The 22458-nt window shown below is 39.5% G+C and carries 20 protein-coding genes; 10 read left to right on the plus strand and 10 right to left on the minus strand.

The window, feature by feature from the left end; genetic code table 11:
- Nucleotides 1-100 precede the first annotated feature (100 nt).
- Entirely contained in the window at nt 101-1165 is a 1065-nt protein-coding gene (locus VRK_RS00425; protein WP_059119596.1) for a glycosyltransferase family 9 protein, read from the plus strand.
- Here the strand turns inward: VRK_RS00425 and VRK_RS00430 are convergent.
- Nucleotides 1104-1883, minus strand: a complete 780-nt coding sequence (locus VRK_RS00430; RefSeq protein WP_059119597.1) for a glycosyltransferase family 2 protein — start codon at nt 1881-1883, stop codon at nt 1104-1106. The genes VRK_RS00425 and VRK_RS00430 overlap by 62 nt on opposite strands.
- Nucleotides 1884-2002: 119 nt before the next feature.
- Nucleotides 2003-3055 (minus strand): glycosyltransferase family 9 protein, encoded by a 1053-nt coding sequence (locus VRK_RS00435; protein ID WP_059119598.1) that lies wholly within the window; start codon nt 3053-3055, stop codon nt 2003-2005.
- Nucleotides 3056-3155: 100 nt separating this feature from the next.
- On the opposite strand from VRK_RS00435, the gene VRK_RS00440 reads away from it, so the two are divergent.
- Nucleotides 3156-3857, plus strand: coding sequence for a 3-deoxy-D-manno-octulosonic acid kinase (locus VRK_RS00440; protein WP_059119599.1), 702 nt, complete (start codon nt 3156-3158; stop codon nt 3855-3857).
- Between the two features lie 10 nt (nt 3858-3867).
- The gene (locus VRK_RS00445; RefSeq protein ID WP_059119600.1) at nt 3868-4614 is read left to right on the plus strand and encodes a glycosyltransferase family 25 protein; all 747 of its coding nucleotides are present in this window, start codon (nt 3868-3870) and stop codon (nt 4612-4614) included.
- Between the two features lie 27 nt (nt 4615-4641).
- Here the strand turns inward: VRK_RS00445 and waaA are convergent, their stop codons facing one another.
- The 8 genes from waaA to rfaD form a co-directional block, all read right to left on the minus strand.
- Nucleotides 4642-5913 (minus strand): lipid IV(A) 3-deoxy-D-manno-octulosonic acid transferase, encoded by a 1272-nt coding sequence (gene waaA / locus VRK_RS00450; RefSeq protein ID WP_059122574.1) that lies wholly within the window; start codon nt 5911-5913, stop codon nt 4642-4644.
- Nucleotides 5914-5926: 13 nt separating this feature from the next.
- Entirely contained in the window at nt 5927-6706 is a 780-nt protein-coding gene (locus VRK_RS00455) for a glycosyltransferase family 32 protein (protein WP_059119601.1), read from the minus strand.
- 12 nt (nt 6707-6718) lie between these two features.
- Nucleotides 6719-7942, minus strand: a complete 1224-nt coding sequence (locus VRK_RS00460) for an O-antigen ligase family protein (protein ID WP_059122575.1) — start codon at nt 7940-7942, stop codon at nt 6719-6721.
- 2 nt (nt 7943-7944) lie between these two features.
- Nucleotides 7945-8967: a glycosyltransferase family 9 protein gene (locus VRK_RS00465; RefSeq protein ID WP_059119602.1), complete on the minus strand. Its 1023-nt coding sequence runs from the start codon at nt 8965-8967 to the stop codon at nt 7945-7947.
- Nucleotides 8968-8975: 8 nt separating this feature from the next.
- Nucleotides 8976-10007, minus strand: a complete 1032-nt coding sequence (gene waaF, locus VRK_RS00470) for a lipopolysaccharide heptosyltransferase II (protein ID WP_059122576.1) — start codon at nt 10005-10007, stop codon at nt 8976-8978.
- Nucleotides 10008-10085: 78 nt separating this feature from the next.
- On the minus strand, nt 10086-11198 hold the full coding sequence (locus VRK_RS00475; protein ID WP_331456275.1) for a glycosyltransferase family 4 protein: 1113 nt from the start codon (nt 11196-11198) through the stop codon (nt 10086-10088).
- Between the two features lie 120 nt (nt 11199-11318).
- A complete protein-coding gene (locus tag VRK_RS00480) occupies nt 11319-12485 on the minus strand; it encodes a nucleotide sugar dehydrogenase (RefSeq protein ID WP_059119604.1) in 1167 nt (388 codons plus the stop codon).
- 80 nt (nt 12486-12565) lie between these two features.
- The gene (gene rfaD / locus VRK_RS00485; protein ID WP_059119605.1) at nt 12566-13507 is read right to left on the minus strand and encodes an ADP-glyceromanno-heptose 6-epimerase; all 942 of its coding nucleotides are present in this window, start codon (nt 13505-13507) and stop codon (nt 12566-12568) included.
- 255 nt (nt 13508-13762) lie between these two features.
- Between rfaD and VRK_RS00490 the strand changes: the two genes are divergently transcribed.
- From VRK_RS00490 to VRK_RS00520, 7 genes are all read left to right on the plus strand, one after another.
- Nucleotides 13763-15157, plus strand: a complete 1395-nt coding sequence (locus VRK_RS00490) for a mannose-1-phosphate guanylyltransferase/mannose-6-phosphate isomerase (protein ID WP_059119606.1) — start codon at nt 13763-13765, stop codon at nt 15155-15157.
- Nucleotides 15158-15162: 5 nt separating this feature from the next.
- Nucleotides 15163-16545, plus strand: coding sequence for a phosphohexomutase domain-containing protein (locus VRK_RS00495; RefSeq protein ID WP_059119607.1), 1383 nt, complete (start codon nt 15163-15165; stop codon nt 16543-16545).
- Between the two features lie 184 nt (nt 16546-16729).
- The gene (locus VRK_RS00500; RefSeq protein WP_059119608.1) at nt 16730-17581 is read left to right on the plus strand and encodes an ABC transporter permease; all 852 of its coding nucleotides are present in this window, start codon (nt 16730-16732) and stop codon (nt 17579-17581) included.
- A 9-nt stretch (nt 17582-17590) separates the two neighbouring features.
- A complete protein-coding gene (locus tag VRK_RS00505; RefSeq protein WP_197413040.1) occupies nt 17591-18337 on the plus strand; it encodes an ABC transporter ATP-binding protein in 747 nt (248 codons plus the stop codon).
- Nucleotides 18330-19703 (plus strand): phenylacetate--CoA ligase family protein, encoded by a 1374-nt coding sequence (locus VRK_RS00510; RefSeq protein ID WP_197413041.1) that lies wholly within the window; start codon nt 18330-18332, stop codon nt 19701-19703. The genes VRK_RS00505 and VRK_RS00510 overlap by 8 nt, the downstream gene beginning before the upstream one ends.
- On the plus strand, nt 19700-21274 hold the full coding sequence (locus tag VRK_RS00515) for a polysaccharide deacetylase family protein (RefSeq protein ID WP_059119609.1): 1575 nt from the start codon (nt 19700-19702) through the stop codon (nt 21272-21274). Before VRK_RS00510 ends, VRK_RS00515 begins: the two co-directional genes overlap by 4 nt.
- Nucleotides 21271-22455, plus strand: coding sequence for a glycosyltransferase (locus VRK_RS00520; protein WP_059119610.1), 1185 nt, complete (start codon nt 21271-21273; stop codon nt 22453-22455). The genes VRK_RS00515 and VRK_RS00520 overlap by 4 nt, the downstream gene beginning before the upstream one ends.
- Nucleotides 22456-22458 lie beyond the last annotated feature (3 nt).

Here is a 22458-nt window from a genome sequence, read left to right on the forward strand (position 1 = left end):
CGTCAGAGTATCTGACACTCACACTATAGTAACAAAAAGACTCAAAATAACCTATTGATGTCCGTATTCTCGATAGTATGTGACGGAATAAGAGTTTGAAATGAAAAAAATACTTGTCATTCGTAATGATAAAATCGGTGACTTTATGCTGGCATGGCCGAGTTTTGCGATGCTCAAAGCATCGATTCCCGATTGCCACATTACCGCGTTGGTGCCTCGCTATACCATCGCACTTGCCGAATTATGCCCGTGGATTGATGACGTGCTTGAAGACCCGACCAAAAAGGGATCACCCTCATCTCAACAAGCGCTGATTGAAGATATCCGCCGGCGTCACTTTGATGTGTCGATTAACTTGTTTTCGACAACTTACAATGCGTTGTTGGTCTGGAAGGCGAAGATTCCGTACCGGATGGCTCCGGCGACGAAACTGGCGCAGGTGTTTTACAACCATCGGGTGAAGCAGAAGCGTTCTCAGTCAGCGAAACCTGAGTTTGAGTATAATCTGGATTTGATTCGGACTTTTTTGCAGGATCATCAGATACCGGTGGTTGAGCCGCAGCCCCCGTACCTGACTTTTTCGTCATCAGATCTTGCTAAACAAAAAGACAAACTTGCGGCACAACTGGGGATTCGTTCTGACAAATCATGGGTGTTTGTTCATGCAGGAAGTGGTGGTTCGGCCAATAACCTGTCTCTCGAACAGTACAGTCAGTTGATCGATGGAATGAACGGTGATTTTGAGGTGGTGCTGACTGCCGGGCCGGGAGAAGAAGAAAAAGCTTATCAACTTCAATTAAGTATCAACCGACAGGGTGAAAAAGCGGTCGTCTATCATAAAAATGACGGGTTGGTGGATTTCGCCCGGTCAATTGCTTGTGCGAGCCTCTTCATTGCGGGATCTACGGGGCCCCTGCATATCGCTGCTGCGATCGATGTTCCGACCATTGGCTTCTTCCCGGCTAAACGCTCGGCGACACCATTACGTTGGTATCCGCTCAATTCGCAAGGACGTCACTTATCGTTTGCCCCCCCTGTACTCGGTGGTAAAACTCAACAGGAAGATATGAGCCAAATTCAGATTCAGTCGCTCTTGAGTCATATCAATGCTTGGGCGGCGACGTATTTGTCCTTATCCAAAGGTCAGCGTATTTCACAAATGTAGAATGTGCCGAAAGCAGGGAGAGCAGTAAGCCCTGCTTGCCGTCTAAAAAACCTGCTTTGATCACATACATTTTCACAAAGCATCCGAGTGCATGAATGATACCTTGGCCGATACTGCTTTTTTTTCCGCGTTGTTGTCGTTGTTCTGCCCACGCCTTTGCATATCCGGCTGACTTGACCAGATAGTGATGCATGTCGTCGTACGTGTAGTGAATTGCGTCACCTGACAGTGTTTCGACCCGCATGGGTGAGCTCACTTCCACTTTTTCATGAACCAAAGCGTCGTTGTATTGGGTTAGTTTGGTTGGATAGAGACGTACAACTTTGTCGGGATACCAACCACAATGACGAATGAATCGGCCAAAAACCCAGCTTAACCGTGATATTTGATAGAGAGTATTGGGTTGGTTTGCTTTCACCGCTTCTTGAATGCTACTGCGAAGCTCCGGGGTGACACGCTCGTCAGCATCTAACCATAAGACATAATCTGATTCGATATACGATTGTGCGAGGCGACGTTGCGGACCGAATCCCAGCCAGTCAGTATTGGTGAAAAATCTATCGGTAAATTGTCGGGCGACCTGCTCAGTTTCGTCGTGACTGCCTGAATCAAGAATGACGATCTCATCGACCCAATCCTGAACCGTTTTGAGACAGGCTTCGAGATGTTTGGCTTCATTTTTCACAATCAGAGCCACGGCTAAGGTTGGTTGTGTCACGATTATATTTCTCCGCTGAATGACGTTGTGATTCGGTTTTATCGCTGTCCGATAATAACAGGATACAGGTATTTGTCTTTATCTGGTTTGAAAGTCTATCGAGTAGCGTTCTCGTTCTCTCACAGCCCAAAATCCTTCACGGCTTTCTCAAACATGTGAATCACTTGTGGTACCTGAATCCGGCGCATTGCCGATTTGTCTTTGACACGAGCACGCCAGTTTAATGCTGAGATTGCTTTACCGGTTTCCGCTTGAATCACTTCTGCATAGACAGATACAACATAATCCTGATAGCAATAAGGTCCGGTGCGTTGTGGGTTATGGTGGGCATACAGCCCGATAACCGGTGTGCCCATTGCATTGGCCATATGAGTCGGACCTGTATCGGGCGCAATCACGAGATCGCTGTGATCGAGTAAAGCCAGCATTTGTTTCAATGTACTGTCGCCAACTTTATTGGTGACCGGAAAGTCAATCAGGCTGAGTATCTGTTGGGCTAAGTCACGCTCAACCTCAGCAGGGGAGCCGGCCAGAATAATATGCCAGCCTTGTGCATGAATATGTTGCATCACTTCAGCATATCCTGCTGCCGTCCAGTTTTTATAGGCTTTACTGGCACCGGGAACAATCACCAGATTCCGCTTATCTTGACTGAGTTGTTGCGTCGCCCAGTGCTGATCATGATGAGAGTAAGTAAGTGTCCACTTTGGTGTGATATCTTTAATCCCAATATATTGTGCAAAGGCAAGTAGGCCATCCAACACATGTGGTTTATCCGGAGAAGGCACGTGCTGATTGGTAAACCAAGTCTGACAATCCTGACTGCGTGTCGCATCGAAACCTAGTTTGTAGGTCGCTTTGATTCCGAGTGTGGCAATGCTGGCTCTGAATGCATACTGCATATGGAGAAGGGCATCAAATCGCTCTTCTTTCAGCCTCGCCCAAAGCTGTCGGTAGGCTTGTAAGCCCTGTTTTTTATCAAACACGATAAGGTTTATATTTTCGAGACCATCCAGCAACTGAGCTTCTAATTGGCCGGTAATCCAAGTGATTTTTGTCTCAGGCCACTGGCGTTGAATGGCTTGAACCGCTGCAACGGCATTGCAAACATCACCGATGGCAGAAAGACGCAGGATACATATCGAGCGAGGAGCGGAATCAAATAACGCCATAATGATCACTATAAAGCAATGAGAGTTGTCCGGAATTATGCAGAGCCTGACAGAAAATGTAAAATGCTGATTGAGAGAAGTTTTAATCATTGGGTAAGCCGTGAAAACGTTCGAAAAAGATAAGTTACGAGTGTGGTATGACGAGGCGCTGTTATCCGCGTCTCCGGAGCAATGTTTTGATATTGAGTTCTGGCAACAGCAGGATCGGATTGTCGGTCATGCCTCCGGCAGAGGGACAACATGGTTTATCCAACTCGACCGCATTCAGGGCGCACTACGTCATTATCGACGGGGCGGATTATTTGGCCGGCTCGTCCGCGATCATTATCTTTTTTATGATTGGAAGAAAACCAGAAGCTACCAAGAGTTTCAGATTTTAAGCCATCTGAGAAATGCGGGTGTAAATGTGCCGCGTCCCGTTGCGGCCAGGGCGGTAAAGAAACATGTGTGCTATCAAGCCGATTTAATCACGGAAAAAATTCCGAATGCCCGAGATTTAGTGACCATTCTTCAGGAAAATGCATTGCGTGATGAAATATATGTGAAAATCGGACGAGAGATTCGTAAGATGAATGATGCGCAGGTCAATCATACAGATTTGAATATCCATAATATTTTAGTTGATGATCAGGAGCAGGTTTGGATTATCGATTTTGATAAGTGTGGGATCAAGCTTGGTCAGGATTGGCAATTCAGCAATATACAGCGGCTCTCGCGCTCTTTTAAGAAAGAGCAGCTCAGGCATAACATTTTTTTCAGTGATCACGCATGGCAAATATTGATGAGTGGTTACTTACAATGATGGGAACGTAATGAAATTATATGTAATTAACTTGGCAAGAGCAGTGGAGCGGAGGGAAAGAGTTAAACAATGTTTATCACAACTGAATGTTGATTTTGAGTTTTTTGATGCAATTGATGGATTTAATGGCTTACCACCAGAGTTAGCATCCATGCCCAATGATGCTTATCGAATCCGGTATCGGGGCCGAGTGTTAACACCCGGGGAAAAAGGTGTTTATGCCAGCCATTATTTATTATGGAAAAAATGTATTGCGCTGGATGAGCCTATCGTCATCCTTGAAGATGACTTTTTACCGACCCAATTTTTTAATCAAGTGATCGAACGTCTTCCTTCATTCCATGAAAAATATGATTATTTACGTATAGAACCACAAGATAGCCATGTCGATGGCTCAATGATTGAAAGTACTCATGATGGTTTGCAAATTGTGATGTGGAAAGATAATCGAGGGGGAACTCGAGGCTATAGTATCACACCATCCGCAGCAAAGAAGTTCGTTGAGAATAGCGATGAGTGGTTATGTGGTGTTGATAATTTTATTGGTGATTCATATAGGCATGATGTTCCGGGAATTGGGGTGATTCCTTACGCAGTTTTTAATCCGTCAGATATGGGGAGCCAAGTACAGAATATCGTAGAACGCCCGAAAATTAGTTTTGTAAATAAAATATTCAGAGAGCTCAATCGAGTCTACCGGGCGGCTTCTCTGTGGCTGTGGAATCTCCGATATTTAAAAAATTATCGACAAAGCTGAGTCATGCATTGAGTTATGATTAACCTCTCATTCAGTAAAGAGACAGTTGATGGTTTTAGCGATTGCACCGGTGTTTTCTTGTATCACTTTCTTTGCTTGAAGTGACATGTGTAATCTCTGCTTATGATTGTTAAATAAGTTCAGAACCGACGGACTTATTTCTTGAGCATGATTGAGTATTTGAAGCGCACCTTCATTTTCCAGCGTGGCGGTAATATCATGAAAATTGTAGTAATGGGGACCGATGAGGGTTGGTATTCCTAGTGCCGCCGGCTCTAAAACATTGTGCCCACCGACATCACCAAGCAGGCTTCCTCCCATAAAACAGACATCTGATGCACCAATGAGCGTCAGCATTTCTCCCATCGTATCGCCCAAATAAATCTGAAATGGTTTATTGGAGTTGAGTTCTGCCGTTCGTCTCTGAGTGACCAATCCATATTCAGTACATAATGCATAGACTGCATTAAATCGTTCTGGATGTCTGGGCACCAAAATAAGTAATGCCTCCGGATGAGATTGTAGAATAGTTTGATGATTCTGGAGGATGAGTTGATCTTCGCCATGATGGGTACTGGCTGCAATCCATATCGGTCTAGTTTTTCCCAGTATATGACGCAATTTTTGGGCTGAATGAAGCACGGCATCTGAAATATGAATATCATATTTCATCGAGCCTGTGACAGACAGCTGTGATGCTTGAGCCCCCAAGCGTAAAAAACGATTTCTGTCTTCATCATATTGACAACAAAGGTGATCAATTTTGGGAAGACACATGTTGATCAATGGTTTGATTCTATTGTACCCGCGATACGATTTTTCAGATAGGCGCGCATTGATAACAGATACATTTAAACCGTTTGCTTTTGCGATATGCAGAAGATTTGGCCAGAGTTCAGTTTCCATGATGATGAGATGGCTAGGATGAACCACTTGCATAAATTTCTTGATAGCAAAAGGGAAATCTAGCGGTGCATATCGATGTTCGATATCAGGTAAGAGTTTCCGAGCTTGTTCTGCACCGGTGGCAGTCGTTGTCGTAATAACGATTTTCCGTTCAGGATATATCTGACGTAACTGCTTGAGAAAAGGTAATACGGTGATCGTTTCTCCGACAGAAACAGCATGAACCCAGATGGGATCAGTCTCTTTCGTCTCGTTTGCTAATGGTGGGACTAACCCAAAATGTTCTTTCCATCGGGAGCCTACAGCGGGCTTTTGCGGCTTTTTCTTGTATAGCCCGGCTAAAAAAAATGGCGCAACAAAAGCCAATAATATCGTATAAATCCAGCGAATCATTTTCATAGGGTTGTTATTTTTTGATTAAATCATTCGGATCTTGATGGGTCCATTTCCCACGGGGTTTATCTAAATATTGAAAGTGCTCATTGGTGAACGTTCCCTGAATACAAACATAGTTTCGCCCTCGGGCATGAACATTTTTCTCTTGTAGTACACGATTTAATGCTTCCGGACCGGTTGTGCCATAAACGCCTTTTTCGACATCGTAATTTTCAATGTTATTAACGATGGTGTCCATAATCGTTTGATAGTCGGGGTTATTGGGAGTCGTCGCCAGAAAGAAATTCGTATAATCCGTATTCCCTTTTTTAAACTTGATATAGAGCGCTTTTTGTTCATCCTGTAGGATTTTGCGGAGCGGCCAGACAAGGGTTGCATCGATATCCATATAAATACCGCCTTGTTGGTACAAAACCGTTATCCGCCATAAATCTGCTTGGGCAGCGCCATCGGTCAGTTTTTGATACGCTTTATACACATGTTCAGGCGCGAATTCTCTCATGAACTGTTCGCGCGCTTCTGTACTGACATAGCGGTACTCATAATCCAGAGACATCAGACGATTAAATAAGTAATTGAGATAAACAGGTAAAGTGCTGCGATTCGAATAATTGGTTTGCCAGATCACTCTTGGAATCGCACTGGTATTTTCCCAATTCAACTTCGGCTGAGAGTTGATTGGGATGGTAAAGCGAGTTTTAGGTAAAATTGCATGAAAGAGATAAGAGAATAGTTTAAATAAATTCCCTATAAGTCGAATCAGGCGATTGGTGACAATTATGATATTCATTATCTTATCCCACTATGTTTCATTATTTTGGACATTTGTAAGATCATTTCGAGTGAAATTAATGAGTACGGCAAGCATAAAACCGTAGAAGCTACTGATTAAGTTCTGTTCTAAGGGAACTTCCGTTAAGCAAAATATGGAAAACCCTAAGACGAAAATGAATCCACTGAATGCATGTGTGGATTTTTGTATATGTTTTAAGAAGAAAAATAAAGGGGTAAAAACTAATGCAATAAAAGCTAGTATGCCGAGGATTCCGTTGCTCGCTAGCATCTCAAAATATTGATTATGAGCATGAGCTCGTTTTACACCTATCGGCCAATCACTAATTTCACCTGCTTGATATAATTGTTGAATGGTTTCTTCCCGCTGTGAATAGGTCTGTCCAATTAAGGGGCTTTTTACAAAGGACTGCGTGGCAGCGTACCATAGTTGAATACGTCCACCAGAAGATTCTGCATCAGCTATATCTCCTGATATAATTCGATGAAATTCAGTTGTAGTGTAATTGATTCTGTCTTGAAATTGAGGAGAAAAATAATAGATACTCGCAAAAAAAATCAACATAATCATTATTATCCTGAAAAGATTTTTTAATCTATTTGCTTTGGATTGAAATATGATACTAAAGACTATTAGAATAGGAATTGCAAAAATAGCGCCTCGGGTTAAGGTCAGTATTGTTGCAAAACTACAGAATATAAAAGATAGCCATAATGTCTTCTTTATATGACTACTATTAGCTAGTGTGAACGCTAAAAAGGCGAGAGAGCAAGATAAATAACCAAAGTTAATACTGTATAAATAACCATCAACTCTGGGCATCCCTTTGATATAAAATTGGTAAATCGCAATAACAATTGTGCCGATAGAACCAAAAACGATCCCCAAATCGAGATGTTTTCTCGGTGCTGTTGTTTCACTGATGATGTGTCGAATGAAAAAATAGATCGGGATGATAAATAAATAGCGTGATGCACCTTTAAAGTATCTTGTTGTCTCCATGTCAGATAAATAGATAGGAATGTTGGCTATAAAATAGGCAGAAAGTATAGTGATCATCATCCAGTCTAATTTATCTAAAGTATAGTTTCTTTTCTCTTTAATTAAATACCATGTTGAAGTTAAAAGTAAAATTAAGATAGCACCAATACTAAAATTTTTAGTGCATAGCAGCAATGCCGGGACTAAAAATAGACAACCATTAAATATTCTTCTGTAATATGTATTTTCCATCTCTACGACCATGAGGAAACTTCACTTCTAATTGCTTGATATATTTTTTGTGGGCTCGGTACACTGCCATCAGGATTCATGACAATATGGTGTTTCTCATATAGTGGTGTATACCGAAAAGGAACCGTTGAGTAGAAAATCCCAATTGTTGGTGTATGGGTTGCAATTGCAACATTTCTAACCCCTGTATCCGGGCTGACCATAAGGGAGGCTTTCGCTACAAGCACGATCAGTTGTTCTAGCGGGAGACAAGTCTGAATTGAAAAATGAGAATATTGCTTGAGATCTTCAAGGAAATCTCCTTTCTCAAATGTATTTTTACCCTCGAGAAAAATATGTTGAACATGGGGATGGTTTGCCAAAGAAAGCTCAATGAGTGCTTTCATCTGTTGTTGACTCAGAATTTTTGAGGTCTGGGAGGCACCATTAAAAAATAATATGAATGGTTTAGTTGTCTCTTGTTCGACTCGGTGATCCGGATAATTAAAATCGAGAGGATAGCTTGGGGCATGCCCCAGAATTTTTAACATATCCAGCATACATTCGACTTCCGGCTGGAAATCTGAACGCGGTACACAAACATTGTACAACACGCCACGAAGATAGTTTTTGTAAGGAAAACCGATTTTCAGTTTGGCTTGACTCAATGCCATCATCCAGTGTGAGCGATTGGTACTGGCCAGGTCAAAAATGATATCTTGTTCTCCCAGGTCCTTGATATTTTTGATCTTATCGAACACCGAGGTTTGTTGTTTCTTATCTTTGCCCGGCATGATATGAACACGATCAACCAGATCTTCTGGCATTCCATATTGATAGTTTGATACGGCAACGAGTGTGATCTGTGCATTGGGAAAAAATTTTCTCGCTTCGATCAGAAAAGGTCGGGTGATCACCTGATCACCGAGTGCCGCATGTCTGATTACGGCAATTTTCTTTATATTTAGCGGAGAAAATACTTCAGTTAAATACTTTCTGGCTTTTTTTGTTGCGAAAGCCCCACGCTCAAACCATTGATATTTCATTACAATTCTTATTTTGGTTGTTGATGTTTAATCTGACGGATGACTTGATCTGGTGTCAGTTGCTTAAGGCAGTTGAGGTGTCCGTACGGACATTCCCTTTGAAAACATGGCCTACATTCTATATCAGTATTTAATGTAATCACATTTTCCGCTAACGGTGGCGTGTATTGAGGCGAGCTGGAGCCGTAGATGGCAATGATATGACAATTGACCGCTGCGGCAACATGCATCAGACCTGAATCATTACTGACGACAGTATGGCAACAGGCGAGTAAATCGACTACCTCTACCAATGTTGTTTTCCCTGCCAAATCAAAACAGTGTGATTGATGTTCCAGAGGGAGTAAGCTGCGAATATGTTGCGTGACTTCCTGATCTTTTTGTGAGCCAAATAGCCAGATCTGTTTACCCGCTTGTATAAGGGCTGATGCCAATTCTGCATAGTGATGAGCGGGCCATCTCTTGGCCGGACCAAATTCTGCACCGGGACATAAACCAACAACTTTCCGGTCAGAGCTTAACGAAAAACGTTGTCGTAATTGCTCTTGTTGGTCTGAATCAACTCTCAGTTTCGGTTTGAGACATCGCTCCAGTGATACTTCATCAACCATGGTGCTTTTGGGGACAGCTAAGGCTACATAGCGTTCCACCATATATTGAAAGACTTTTCTGTCAGCTCTCAGATCGTTCAGTAGCCCATAGCGCATTTCACCTTTCCATCCTGTGCGGACAGGAATTCCGGCGAATAATGGGATCAATGCCGATTTGGCTGAATTGGGAAGAATGAAAGCATGAGTGTAACGACTCGCGGCTAACTGGCGGCCGATTTTCCATCGTTTAGTTAAACTAAAATCACCATGACCGATTGGCATCTCGATGGCGTGATCAACTTCTGACATTCGTTCTAGAATAGGAGCACACCATGCCGGTGCCAAAACATCAATTGTCGCGTTTGGATGACGGCTTTTGAGTTCACGATATAAACTCTGCGACATCACCATATCTCCGACCCATGAGGGGCCGATTATCAGGATTTTCATTTGCATGATTTTAGAACGACTCATCTAAATTAGGGGGCATAGTACCATCAGCATGATTGTATAGTAAGCTGCTCTCAACTATTCCTGATAGTAATGTAGCAGATTTTGAGTATGTGTCTGTATTGAAAACTCTTTACATGCTCTCATTCTGGCTGATACTGCATTATTTTTTGCCTCTTCATAGTGTTCATAGCTATTCAGAATGGCCTGTGCGATGGATTGATCACTGGTAGGGGAACAATACTGAGCGTAATTTTCCAGTAGTTCTGGGAGCGCACCGGTATTTGCCGCTACGATGGGGCGCTGAGCTGCCATTGTTTCTATTGCTGTTAAGCCGAATGCTTCATTGGCATAAGGCAGACAAACAATATCCATGATGGATAGCAGTTGCTGGGTGTCATGACGAAATCCGGTGAAGACAACATGGTTGGTTAAATCTAAAGATTGAATGATTTCTTTGACTTGAGAAAGATAAGCTAAATCGCATCCTTGTGAGGCTTCTAATCCCCCGACGATAACCAGTTTACTGTGAGGAAGACTCTGCTGAACACGTGCAAAAGCCTTCACCAGTTCTATCTGTCCTTTCCCTGGGCTAATTCGACCAATCGTGCCGATCACAAAATCTTTTTCCGGGAGTGAGAGCGATTGTTTGATTGTCGCGATTTCGTTAGGAAGCAGTTCTGTATTGTCAGGGATATCTGTCCCCAACCACAAGCGTGTTATTTTCTCGGGTGAGACCGGAAGTGCGTTGAGATTTCTCTGGTATGTTTCATCACTAATAGACAATACCTGATCAACATGTTGGTAAATCCATCGATGGAAAGCATCTTTTTTACTTCTTGTTACGCCCATGTGTTCGGTGAATATAATTTTCACGGGGATAAATTGTTTAATCAGGGCTGCAATCAATAGATCACCGGATTTATGGCAGTGAATAACGTTGATCTGATGTTGTTTTACCCACTGAATGAGAGAGTATAATTTGACGGTGATGAGTTGAGATTTACTTCTCGCCGTATACAAGGAGAATTGTTTTTCTTGCATCCCTGATTCTACTTGTGTACCAGTCAGACACAGGCCGAATATTTGATAGCCCACAGAGAGGAATTGTTTACCCATTCTGATCGGGTACATTTCCAGACCTCCCCATCCTTTTGACAGGCATATATGTAATATTACGGGATGTCTCACTATCCTCTCCTATTGATAAAAGTGATATATACATTCTACAACATTCGGAGAAAACAGGTTAATTGATTGAGAAAAAAAGAGTTCTGAATGTTCTATCAGAACTCTTTTTCTGAGGTGTGATTAGTCGGAACCGAAGAGATCTCGGGTATAAACTTTGTTTGCAACTTCTGACAGTTCATCTGACATACGATTTGAAATAATGATATCGGCCATTTGTTTAAACTCATCCAGATCACGCATCACTCGGGAGTTGAAGAACTGATCTTCTTTCATCGCGGGTTCATAAATGACGATTTCTAACCCTTTTGCTTTCAGGCGCTTCATGATTCCCTGAACTGATGATGCCCGGAAGTTATCCGAACCGGACTTCATAATCAGTCGATAGATGCCGACAGTTTGTGGATTCTTTTTCAGAATACTTTCTGCAATAAAATCTTTACGGGTTCGGTTGGCATCGACAATCGCAGCAATAATATTATTGGGGACGGTGTTGTAGTTTGCCAGAAGCTGCTTGGTGTCTTTTGGCAGGCAGTAACCACCATAACCGAAAGATGGATTGTTATAATGATTGCCAATGCGAGGATCGAGACAAACTCCTTCAATAATCTGACGGGTGTTCAGGTCATGAGCCTCAGCATAAGAATCCAATTCGTTAAAGTAAGCGACTCGCATGGCTAGATAAGTATTGGAGAATAGCTTGACTGCTTCGGCTTCTGTGGCATTGGTAAAGAGCACTTGAATGTCTTCTTTTTGAGCACCTTCCACAAGCAGGTTGGCAAAGGTTGTTGCTCGATCACTTTGTTCTCCGACAATGATTCGTGATGGGTAAAGATTATCGTGAAGCGCTTTCCCTTCACGGAGGAACTCAGGTGAGAAAATAATGTTTTGGCAACCGAAGCGCTGTTTGACCCGTTCGGTGTAACCGACTGGAACCGTGGACTTGATAATCATGGTTGCTTCAGGATTGATTGCAATCACATCCTGAATGACCGCTTCAACTGTCGTGGTGTTAAAATAGTTGGTTTGTGGATCGTAATCAGTCGGTGTGGCGATGATGACAAAACTGGCATCACGGTATGCTTCTTCTTTATTCAATGTTGCTTCAAAATCCAATTCCCGTGACGATAAGAATGTTTCGATTTCTTGATCGATAATGGGTGACTTTCGATCATTGAGTAATGCGACTTTTTCCTCAATAACATCTAACGCTACAACGGTATGATTTTGAGCAAGTAGGATTGCATTCGATAACCCGACATACCCAGTTCCAGCAACAGCAATTTTCATAACGACTCCCAACCTAACGTATTAAAAATGAGACACTTCATTATCATACAAGTCTCGTTAGGATTGGGAATGGTTAAATGTTACTGATTAATGATGTGTAAATATTCTGAGACACCTTCAGCAACAGTTTTGAACTCAATGTCACATCCTGCAGCGCGTAGCTTTGTCAGATCGGCTTGCGTAAACTCCTGATAAGCACCTTTCAGGTGTTCAGGAAACGGAATCGTTTCAACGACGCCTCGACTATAATGTTCAATCACGGCTTTTGCCACTTCTTCAAACGACTCCGCTTTCCCTGTACCACAGTTGAAAATGCCGGAAATACCCTGTTCCCAGAACCACAAATTCACCTGACACACGTCACCGACATAAACAAAATCACGGATAAAGTGATGGCTACCTTCAAATAATTTCGGATTTTCGCCTGCTTTCATCTGATTATTGAGATGGAAAGCGACGGATGCCATAGAGCCTTTATGATCCTCGCGAGGGCCGTAAACATTGAAGTAGCGAAATCCAGTGATTTGTGAAAGTTTCTCACCATTTGCTTCAGCATCTTTCCAGAGACGGCGAACGTAATTATCAAACTGCTGCTTAGAGTAGCCATAGACATTCAGCGCGCCTTCATATTCAGGTGATTCGATGAACGTCTTTGTTTCTCCGTAAGTGGCTGCAGATGAAGCATAGAGAAAGGGAATTTCTCTCTCTAAGCAGTAATGGAGCAACTCTTTTGAATACTCATAGTTATTGAGCATCATGTATTTGCCATCCCACTCGGTTGTCGCTGAGCACGCACCTTCGTGGAAGACCGCCTCAATCGGACCGAAATCATCACCAGCCATGATTTGTGCTAAAAAGTCATCACGATCCATGTAGTCTGCTATGCTCAGGTCAACGAGGTTTTTAAACTTTTTGCCGTTCTTGAGATGGTCAACAACAAGGATATCGTCAAATCCTTTGTCATTCAGAGTTTTTACGATATTGCTGCCAATCATGCCAGCACCGCCGGTTACGATGATCATAGGTTTTCCTGTGAAGATATGTAGATATGTATAATTGCCACCCATTATAGCGAGTTGACATGCTGATGTAATCACAAAATCTGGGTTAAGCATGGGTTAACCTCGCCTCAAGTTAAAGATTCATGTATCATCTTCCGAGTTTTATTCCTCGGTAGATAAGCATTTGGGAGCTTTACCCAAGGGCGGTAGCGTATTTTGAAATGAATACCGTCTTTAATTTGTTTGATTTATCAATAAAATAAAGAAGAAGTTGACATGTTTATTCCTGTAATAATGGCGGGTGGTACGGGTTCTAGACTCTGGCCCCTTTCTCGCTCTGCTTTTCCAAAGCAATTCCTTTCGTTAGATACTCAAAATTCTTTAACAATGTTGCAAGCAACGTTGGCGCGTTTGAATGGTTTATCCTCTTATGAACCGATTATCATCTCTAATGAAGAACATCGATTCATTGTTGCAGAGCAAGTTCGGCACTGCAACCACACTTCACAAATCATTTTGGAACCAGCGGGCAGGAATACTGCTCCAGCAATAGCGTTGGCCTCTTTTATTGCAGTTGAGCAAGGTGAAGACCCCGTACTACTGGTATTAGCCGCTGATCATATAGTCAAGAATATCAATGCATTTCAGAATGCAGTAAAGAAAGCTCTCATTCAGGCTGAAAATGGCAAACTAGCAACATTCGGTATTGTGCCTAATGCTCCTGAAACGGGTTACGGATATATACGAAGAGGAAACTCTTTAGGTAACGATGTGTTTGAAGTGGAAGCATTCGTTGAAAAGCCTGATTATGAAGTTGCGAAAAAGTATTTAGAAACAGAAGAATATTACTGGAACAGTGGTTGCTTCATGTTTAAAGCATCGACTTATCTGCGGGAGTTAAAAAAGCATTCGCCAGAAATTTATCACTGTTGCCGAGAAGCTGTTCGGGAAATTTCTTATGATAAAGACTTTATTCGTGTGAGTGAAGAAGAGTTTATTAAGTGTCCTGATGATTCTGTTGATTATGCTGTGATGGAACATACCCATGACGCTGTCGTTGTTCCTATGGATGCAGGATGGAGTGATGTTGGCTCATGGTCAGCTTTATGGGAAGTCTCTGATAAAGATCCTCATGGGAATGTATGTTTTGGTGATGCTATCTTGGAAGGAACGGATAATTGCTATATCTATGCCCCGAATAAATTAGTTGCAGCTGTCGGATTGAAAGATATTGTTGTGGTTGAAACTAAAGATGCGGTTTTGGTTGCTGATAAAAACAAGGTACAAGAAGTTAAAAAAATTGTTGAGCATTTGAAGCTAGAAAGCCGAGCTGAATATCGGGAGCATCGGGAGATTTATAGGCCGTGGGGAAAATCTGACGCTATTGATAAAGGGGAACGGTATAAAGTCAACCGGATTACTGTTGAACCGGGTAAGAAGCAGTCATTGCAAATGCACTATCATCGAGCTGAGCATTGGGTTGTCGTTTCAGGTACGGCTAAAGTCACTTATGATGGTAATGTTAAGGTGATTACTGAAAACCAATCTCTGTATATCCCAATAGGAATGAATCATATGATTGAAAATCCTGGGAAAGTACCTCTGGAACTCATTGAAATTCAGTCAGGATCATACCTAAACGAAGATGACGTAGTACGTTTAGAGGAATAATTTGAATGGAAAATTTAACTTGCTTTAAAGCTTATGATATTCGTGGTCGTTTAGGTGATGAGCTAAATAATAATATAGCCTATCGTATTGGACGGGCATATGGGCAGTTTTTGACACAAAGTTCGAAAGAACCAAAGACAGTTGTTGTTGGTGGAGATATTCGTTTAACCAGTGAAGAATTAAAGCTTGCTTTGGCTGATGGGTTGATGGATTCTGGTGTCGATGTACTGGATATTGGCCTCTCAGGGACAGAAGAAATTTATTTTGCTACGTTTCATTTAAAAGTTGATGGTGGGATTGAAGTTACCGCGAGCCATAATCCTATGGATTACAATGGTATGAAGATAGTTGGGTATGGGGCGCAACCAATAAGTCGTGATACCGGACTATGGGAAATCCAGTTATTGGCGGAAAAAAATGAGTTTAGTCGTGCGTCTAGAATCGGTTCTTATAAAAAAATATCCATATTAAATAATTATGTTGACCATTTGATTGGATACATCCAACCGAAAAACATTAAGCCTATGAAGCTTGTTGTTAATTCAGGAAATGGTGCTGCCGGACATGTTATTGATGCTATAGAAGAGCGAATGAAAACTCTAAATGTTCCAATAGAGTTTATAAAAGTTCATCATGATGCTGATGGTAACTTCCCTCATGGTATTCCCAATCCTCTTCTTCCTGAATGTCGTGCAGATACTGCAAATGCAGTTAAAATTCATAACGCTGATATGGGAATAGCTTTTGATGGTGATTTTGACCGTTGTTTTCTTTTTGATGAGTGTGGTGAGTTTATTGAAGGCTATTACGTTGTTGGAATGTTAGCTGAAGCCTTTTTACAAAAAGAATCCGGTGCTAAAATTATCCATGATCCTCGTTTAACATGGAATACTGTGGATGTTGTTACGAAAGCTGGTGGTATTCCTGTCATGTCCAAAACTGGTCATGCATTTCTCAAAGAGCGTATGCGCAGTGAAGACGCGATTTATGGTGGAGAAATGAGTGCTCACCATTATTTCCGTGATTTTGCTTATTGCGATTCAGGCATGATCCCATGGTTATTAGTTACAGAGCTGCTTTCTGTCAAAGGATTACATCTTTCTCAGATGCTTTCTGATCGTATAGACTGCTATCCTTCATCTGGTGAAATTAATTTTAAGTTATCATCCCCAGAAATTGCCTTGAAAAAAATACATGATTTATACCGAGATGATGCGTTATGCGTAGATCAAACAGATGGTCTATCTTTTGAGTTTGAGGCGTGGCGTTTTAACTTGAGAACATCCAATACAGAACCTTTGGTTCGTTTAAATGTTGAAACAAGAGCTGATCATGCTCTTTTAAAAGAGAAGACGGCTGAATTACTTCATTTATTAGAAACAATGTAATAAATAGATGTGTTCTATTACTGAATCGAAATAATCCGAGTAGGAAGTAGATATTATGAATTATTTCGATTTTTCAAATTAAGTTCTTATAGTATTTATTGAGTACTTTTAAAATATGACATGTTTTTATTGATATATTAATTTCTTGTCGTTTTATAAATTATTTATATAGTTGAGTTGAAGAATGAATGATGATTTATCAGCTGGTCGTTCCAGCCGAAGTCAAGATAGCTTAGATATTAATGATAAGTGGCACAATCATTCTGGTCGTAATGATATATGGGTTGCATTATTTTCTTACCATGTATGGTTAATTCTAGGTTGGCATGATATTAAACAAAGGTACAGAAGGTCAGTATTAGGGCCATTTTGGTTTACATTGAGTACACTAATAATGGTTGGTGTATTGGGTATTCTCTATTCAACATTGCTCAACCAAGATATAACTAATTATCTACCGTACTTGGGGGTTGGGTTAGTTGTATGGCAATACATTAGTACCTGTCTGAATGAAGGTAGTAATACTTTTATTGTCTATGGATATATAATGAAGCAAGTGAGGATGCCATTAACAACACATGTTACTCGTGTAATATGGCGAAATGTTATTATTCTCTTTCATAGCCTACCTGTTGTTGTATTCTTGATGATTATGTTTGGCCATCCGATTACATGGGACATAGTATGGTTAATCCCGGGATTATTACTGTTGGTACTTAATACACTTTGGATGGCTATTGTATTAAGTATTCTCTGTACTCGTTATAGAGATATACTGCCAATTGTGACAAATTTAGTTCAAATCGCTTTTTTCTTCACTCCTATCATGTGGTCTAAAGATTTATTAAAAGATCGTGCCTGGGCCGCTGATATCAATCCATTTCACCATATGATTGAGGTCGTTCGTGCCCCAATATTAGGTGAACATATATCTATATTATCTTGGACTTGGTCAATTGCATTAGTTATTTTTGGCTTTATTTTTGCACAGTATCTAATGCATAAATGTCGAAATCGTGTTCCATACTGGTTATAAGGATTGATTTTGGAAGCAAATATTATCACAAAAAATATGACAGTAGAGTTTCCTATTTATGAAAACTCTCATCGATCATTGAAAAAGAAAGTCTTGAATATGACAACTGGCGGACGAATCGGTAGTGATGCTGGAAAAAACCCAGTTGTAAGAGCTTTGGATGATATAAATCTGACGTTTTCATCTGGAGATAGAGTCGGTTTAGTTGGACATAATGGTTCAGGAAAAACAACATTATTAAGAGTTTTAACTGGTGTTTATTCACCTGTTAAAGGGAAAGTTGATACACATGGAAGAATTGCATCACTACTTGATGTGTCGATGGGACTTGATCCAGATGCAACAGGTTTTGAAAATATTTATCTTAAAGGGGTCATGGATGGATTGAGCCCTCAAATTATTAGACAGAAGATCGATGAAATTGCCGATTTTACTGAACTTGATGAATATTTAAACTTGCCTGTCAAAACTTATTCTAGCGGCATGATGTTACGCTTAGCATTTTCTATATCAACAAGTGTTGATGCTGATATTATTATTATGGATGAATGGCTAAGTGTAGGTGACGAGTCATTCAATAAAAAGGCATCTGAACGTTTAAATGATTTAATCAACAGTGCATCTATATTGGTAATCGCTTCTCATGATCCTAAGCTTATAGAGAATGTTTGTAACAGAAAAATTCATATGGAACATGGAAAAGTTGTTTCCGATGAACGTATTACTCTTCAATCGTATGGTAGTGATAATGATTAAACGTGATAGCCACATTCTTAAAGTTGTAGATTTTGGTTTTTCTCGTTTTCCTTTAAACATAGTAAAAGGATTCTCTAGTGCTTTTATTGCATATCCAATCGCAGAAAGGCTAGAAAAGAGAGAGATAAGAAGTAAACTGAATGAATTAAGAAGGTATTACGCTTTCCCGTTTAGCGATAGAAAAAAGATATGTCGAAATAATTTATATAACATTCTATCTTACGCTAAGCATAATATACCATACTATAAAGATATGTTGGGTTCAATTAATTTTAATGTTGAGAATATAAAAAAAGATATAAATTATATTCAAGATATCCCTTTTTTAACTAAAGATATAATTAGAGAGCAAGGTGAACGATTACTCTCAACTCCTCTGAATGAGATACGACATCATGTATGTAAAACTGGAGGATCCACAGGTTTATCCTGTTTTATTTATTATGATCAACCAGCAGCTGATTACTCTGCTGCAATTACTCTATTTTCAAGAGATAGTGTTGGTAATAAAAAATATAACTCGGAGCTTCATTTTGCTTGTCAGTTTCCTGGAGAAGTTCAACCTGAGTGGCCGGTTAAAGAAGATTTCAAATGCTTAGCTATGAATCGGAGTAATATATTTTTTTCTAGCCTTGATGACTCGGGTTTAGAAAAAATATTAAATACACTCCAATTAAAAAAACCACATCTCATTCATGCCCATCCATCAACTATTTATGCATTAGCATGTTATGTAGATAAACATTATGGTAAGAAACATTTGTTTTCTATCTTTGAATCTAGTGGCGAATTACTAGAACCTTATATGAGAGAAAAAATAGAAAATGTTCTATGCTGTGATGTTATTAATCGCTATGGTCTAGCTGAATTGGGTGTTATGGCGTACCAATATCAGAAAAGAGCCGAGATGTTTGTTTATGATTCAGAAGGGTATCCCGAGAACTTTGAGCAGACAAATGGAGATTCGGAATTGGTATTCACCGGATTCAGAAACCATTTGATGCCTTTAATTCGTTATAAGACTGGAGATTTGGCAAGAGTAGAAAGTCGAGATGATGGCTTTTATCTGACGAACGTAGTGGGACGAATCCATGATGTGGTGTGCTTAAATGGTATTGAGTATCCAACACACCACATACAAGACGTTTTAGATCATCGTGTCGGAGGGATACAAGAGTTCCAGATCGATGTTCGAACGAAGCAACCTATATTAAGACTGGTACTTGAAGCTGACACAACTCAAGAGATTGTCCTTTCTAAAATTGAACACTATTGGCCGGAAGTGTTTCAAGTGAAATTTGTAAGACATGATGACTTTATTCGTGTCGGACATCGAGCGAAATTTAGACATGTGGTAGATAAATGATAGGATTACTTACAAGTGATAATGCTCACGTTGATTCCGCAAAATATGTTGAATCGGCTATTATTCGTTCAGTGACTCGTAGTCAATACATTAGGATATCTACAGCCCCGTCTCCATCTTTATTAAATGATAATATCAGTATATTGGTGATGATTTCTCCTACTGTAGAACAACTTGACTGGGCCTTAGGTTTATTAAATATAGATAAAATTATTATTTTAGGCTATCTCCCAGATAGTATTTCTAATTATTTACTTCTTGAATATAGAGGTTGGCCTAAAGCTGGTTGGGATAAAGCTCCTGTTGCAAAACCATATCATAGTTCTGAAAGTGACGGTTATATTCGCTACAATCATCTTGCTCATGAAGATTTTGATTTAGTGAAGGATCGACCATTTGAACGTTTTGACTTTATGGATGAGTGGAATAATCTTGGATATGGAGCAATCACAGCTGATAAGACAATATGGTCTATTTGTCAGCCAGTATTGTTAAGTGATGAGTATTCATTAGCAACAGTAACATCTGGTGATGAAAAAATAGCAACTTATGCAGCGTTATGTGAAATAAATAATAAGTCCGTGTTGTGGTTTAACCGTGAAGTTGGTCCTATTGATTCATACGAATGGCATTTTGTAGAAGAATTTATAACATCGTACAAATCAGAAAGCTCATCTTGTCTTCCTATATTAACTGAAATTCCACAAGGTTATGATTCAGCAGTTACAATGCGTCTTGACTGTGATGAGGATGTAGAGTCTAGCCGCTTTTTATGGAATGTTTATCAAGAGGAAAACGTACCTTTTTCCTTAGCAATACATACAAAAAATCTAGAGAATTCAAAAAATTTTTCCATTATTAGTGAACTTGATGATTTTGGTGGAGCTATTTTATCTCATACAGCAACACATGCACCTAATTGGGGTGGATCTTATGAGAGTGCTGTTATTGAAGCAAAAGAGTCAGCCGAAAAAATTGCCACTATTACTGGTAAAACAGTAGATTATATTGTGTCACCATTTCATCATACACCAATATATGCATTAAAAGCATTGTCTGATATGGGATATTTAGGATGTATTGGTGGTATTATTAAAAATGATCCAGAATTTCTTTCATATAAAGGAGGGAATTTAGCTGATTTACCAAATGATTTTATAGGCCATAGTCAGCAAGTTATGCTGCATGGTGATTGTTTGCTTAGAGATACTGATGATATCTTAAAAGTATATAAGGAATCATTCGACTTATCATATCACACGCAAACTTTATTTGGGTATTTAGACCATCCATTTTCAGAGCGATATCAATATGGATGGGAGACGGAAGAGCAACGAGCTAAGTGTCATAGAGAATTATTGAATTATATTCGTTCTAATACAAAAAATGTTTGTTTTCTTAATGAAATAGAAGCAATGAATTTTATCTATGATAGATCTAATATAAGTATGATTCTTGAGAATAATCAGATAAAAATTTCCTATCCTAAAAACTATATTCCTAAATCTATTTATATCCCATCTATAAGATATAAAAAATCTATAATATTAATGGATATAGATAATAAATGAATAATTGTATAATTTTATTTTCAACAGCAGATTGGGATGAACCATACTGGACGAATAAGCAACATACAGCAAAAAATTTAGCTGAGAATGGTTTTGATATTATATATGTTGAAAGTATAGGTTTGAGAGGACCTAAATTAAATAGTTCAAAAGACATTAATCGCATACTGGGGCGTATAAAAACAGGTTTGAAGTGTTTGATGTTTGGTAGTAGAAAAGTGGATGATAAAATTCGTATTATTTCACCGTTATCTATTCCAAATCCCAAAAATAATATTGTATTGAAAAAATTAAATGAGTTAATGATCACTTTTATTCTCAAAAGAGAAAAGAGAAAAATTCAATTTAGTAATATTATTTTGTGGTCTTATCATCCTTATGTCTCATATCTTATTGATAAGATAAGATTTGATAAGGTTATTTATCATTGCGTAGATGACTTATCCCAAGTTCCCGGTATTGAACCTATATCATTTAGAAGAACAGAGGACTTTTTTCTAGAAAAATGTGACAGAATATTTGTAACCACTAAGTCTCTATTAGAACGCTGTGTTTGTATAAACGAAAATACTGAGTATTACTCAAATGTAGTTGATTATAATCATTTTTCTCTACCCAAGAAAATTACTAATAAAAATATACAGTTAATTGAATCATCAGATAAACCTAAAATTGTCTATCATGGAGTGTTATCGGATTTTAAAATTGATTTAGAACTCTTATATGATGTTATGAAGCAATGCAATATCTATGATTTTTTTATCATTGGTGAAGAACGGGAAGGACAGAAGAGTCATATAATTGATATGATGAGAGAATTAGATAATGTCCATTTTCTTGGCTATATATCATATGAAGATATTCCGTCTTACCTACATTTCATGGATGTTGGTATTCTCCCAAGCTTACTTAATAAATATACATATTCTATGTTCCCGATGAAATATTATGAATATGTTGCAGCTAAATTACCTGTTGTATCAACACCTTTAGGGTTTACTGCGTACACAGAAGGCTCTTGGTTAAGAGTGGCAGAAAAAACAGATGATTTTAAAAAAGCTATTAGACAATCTATTATTGCTGGCAAATTAAGTGATGAAGAGTCTAGAAATGCAGTAGGTGATAATACTTGGCAAGGTAGAACTCAAAAAATGTTAGAATCTATATATTCTGGTTCATAAAAT

Source organism: Vibrio sp. MEBiC08052, assembly GCF_001506075.1.
Taxonomy (GTDB): domain Bacteria; phylum Pseudomonadota; class Gammaproteobacteria; order Enterobacterales; family Vibrionaceae; genus Vibrio.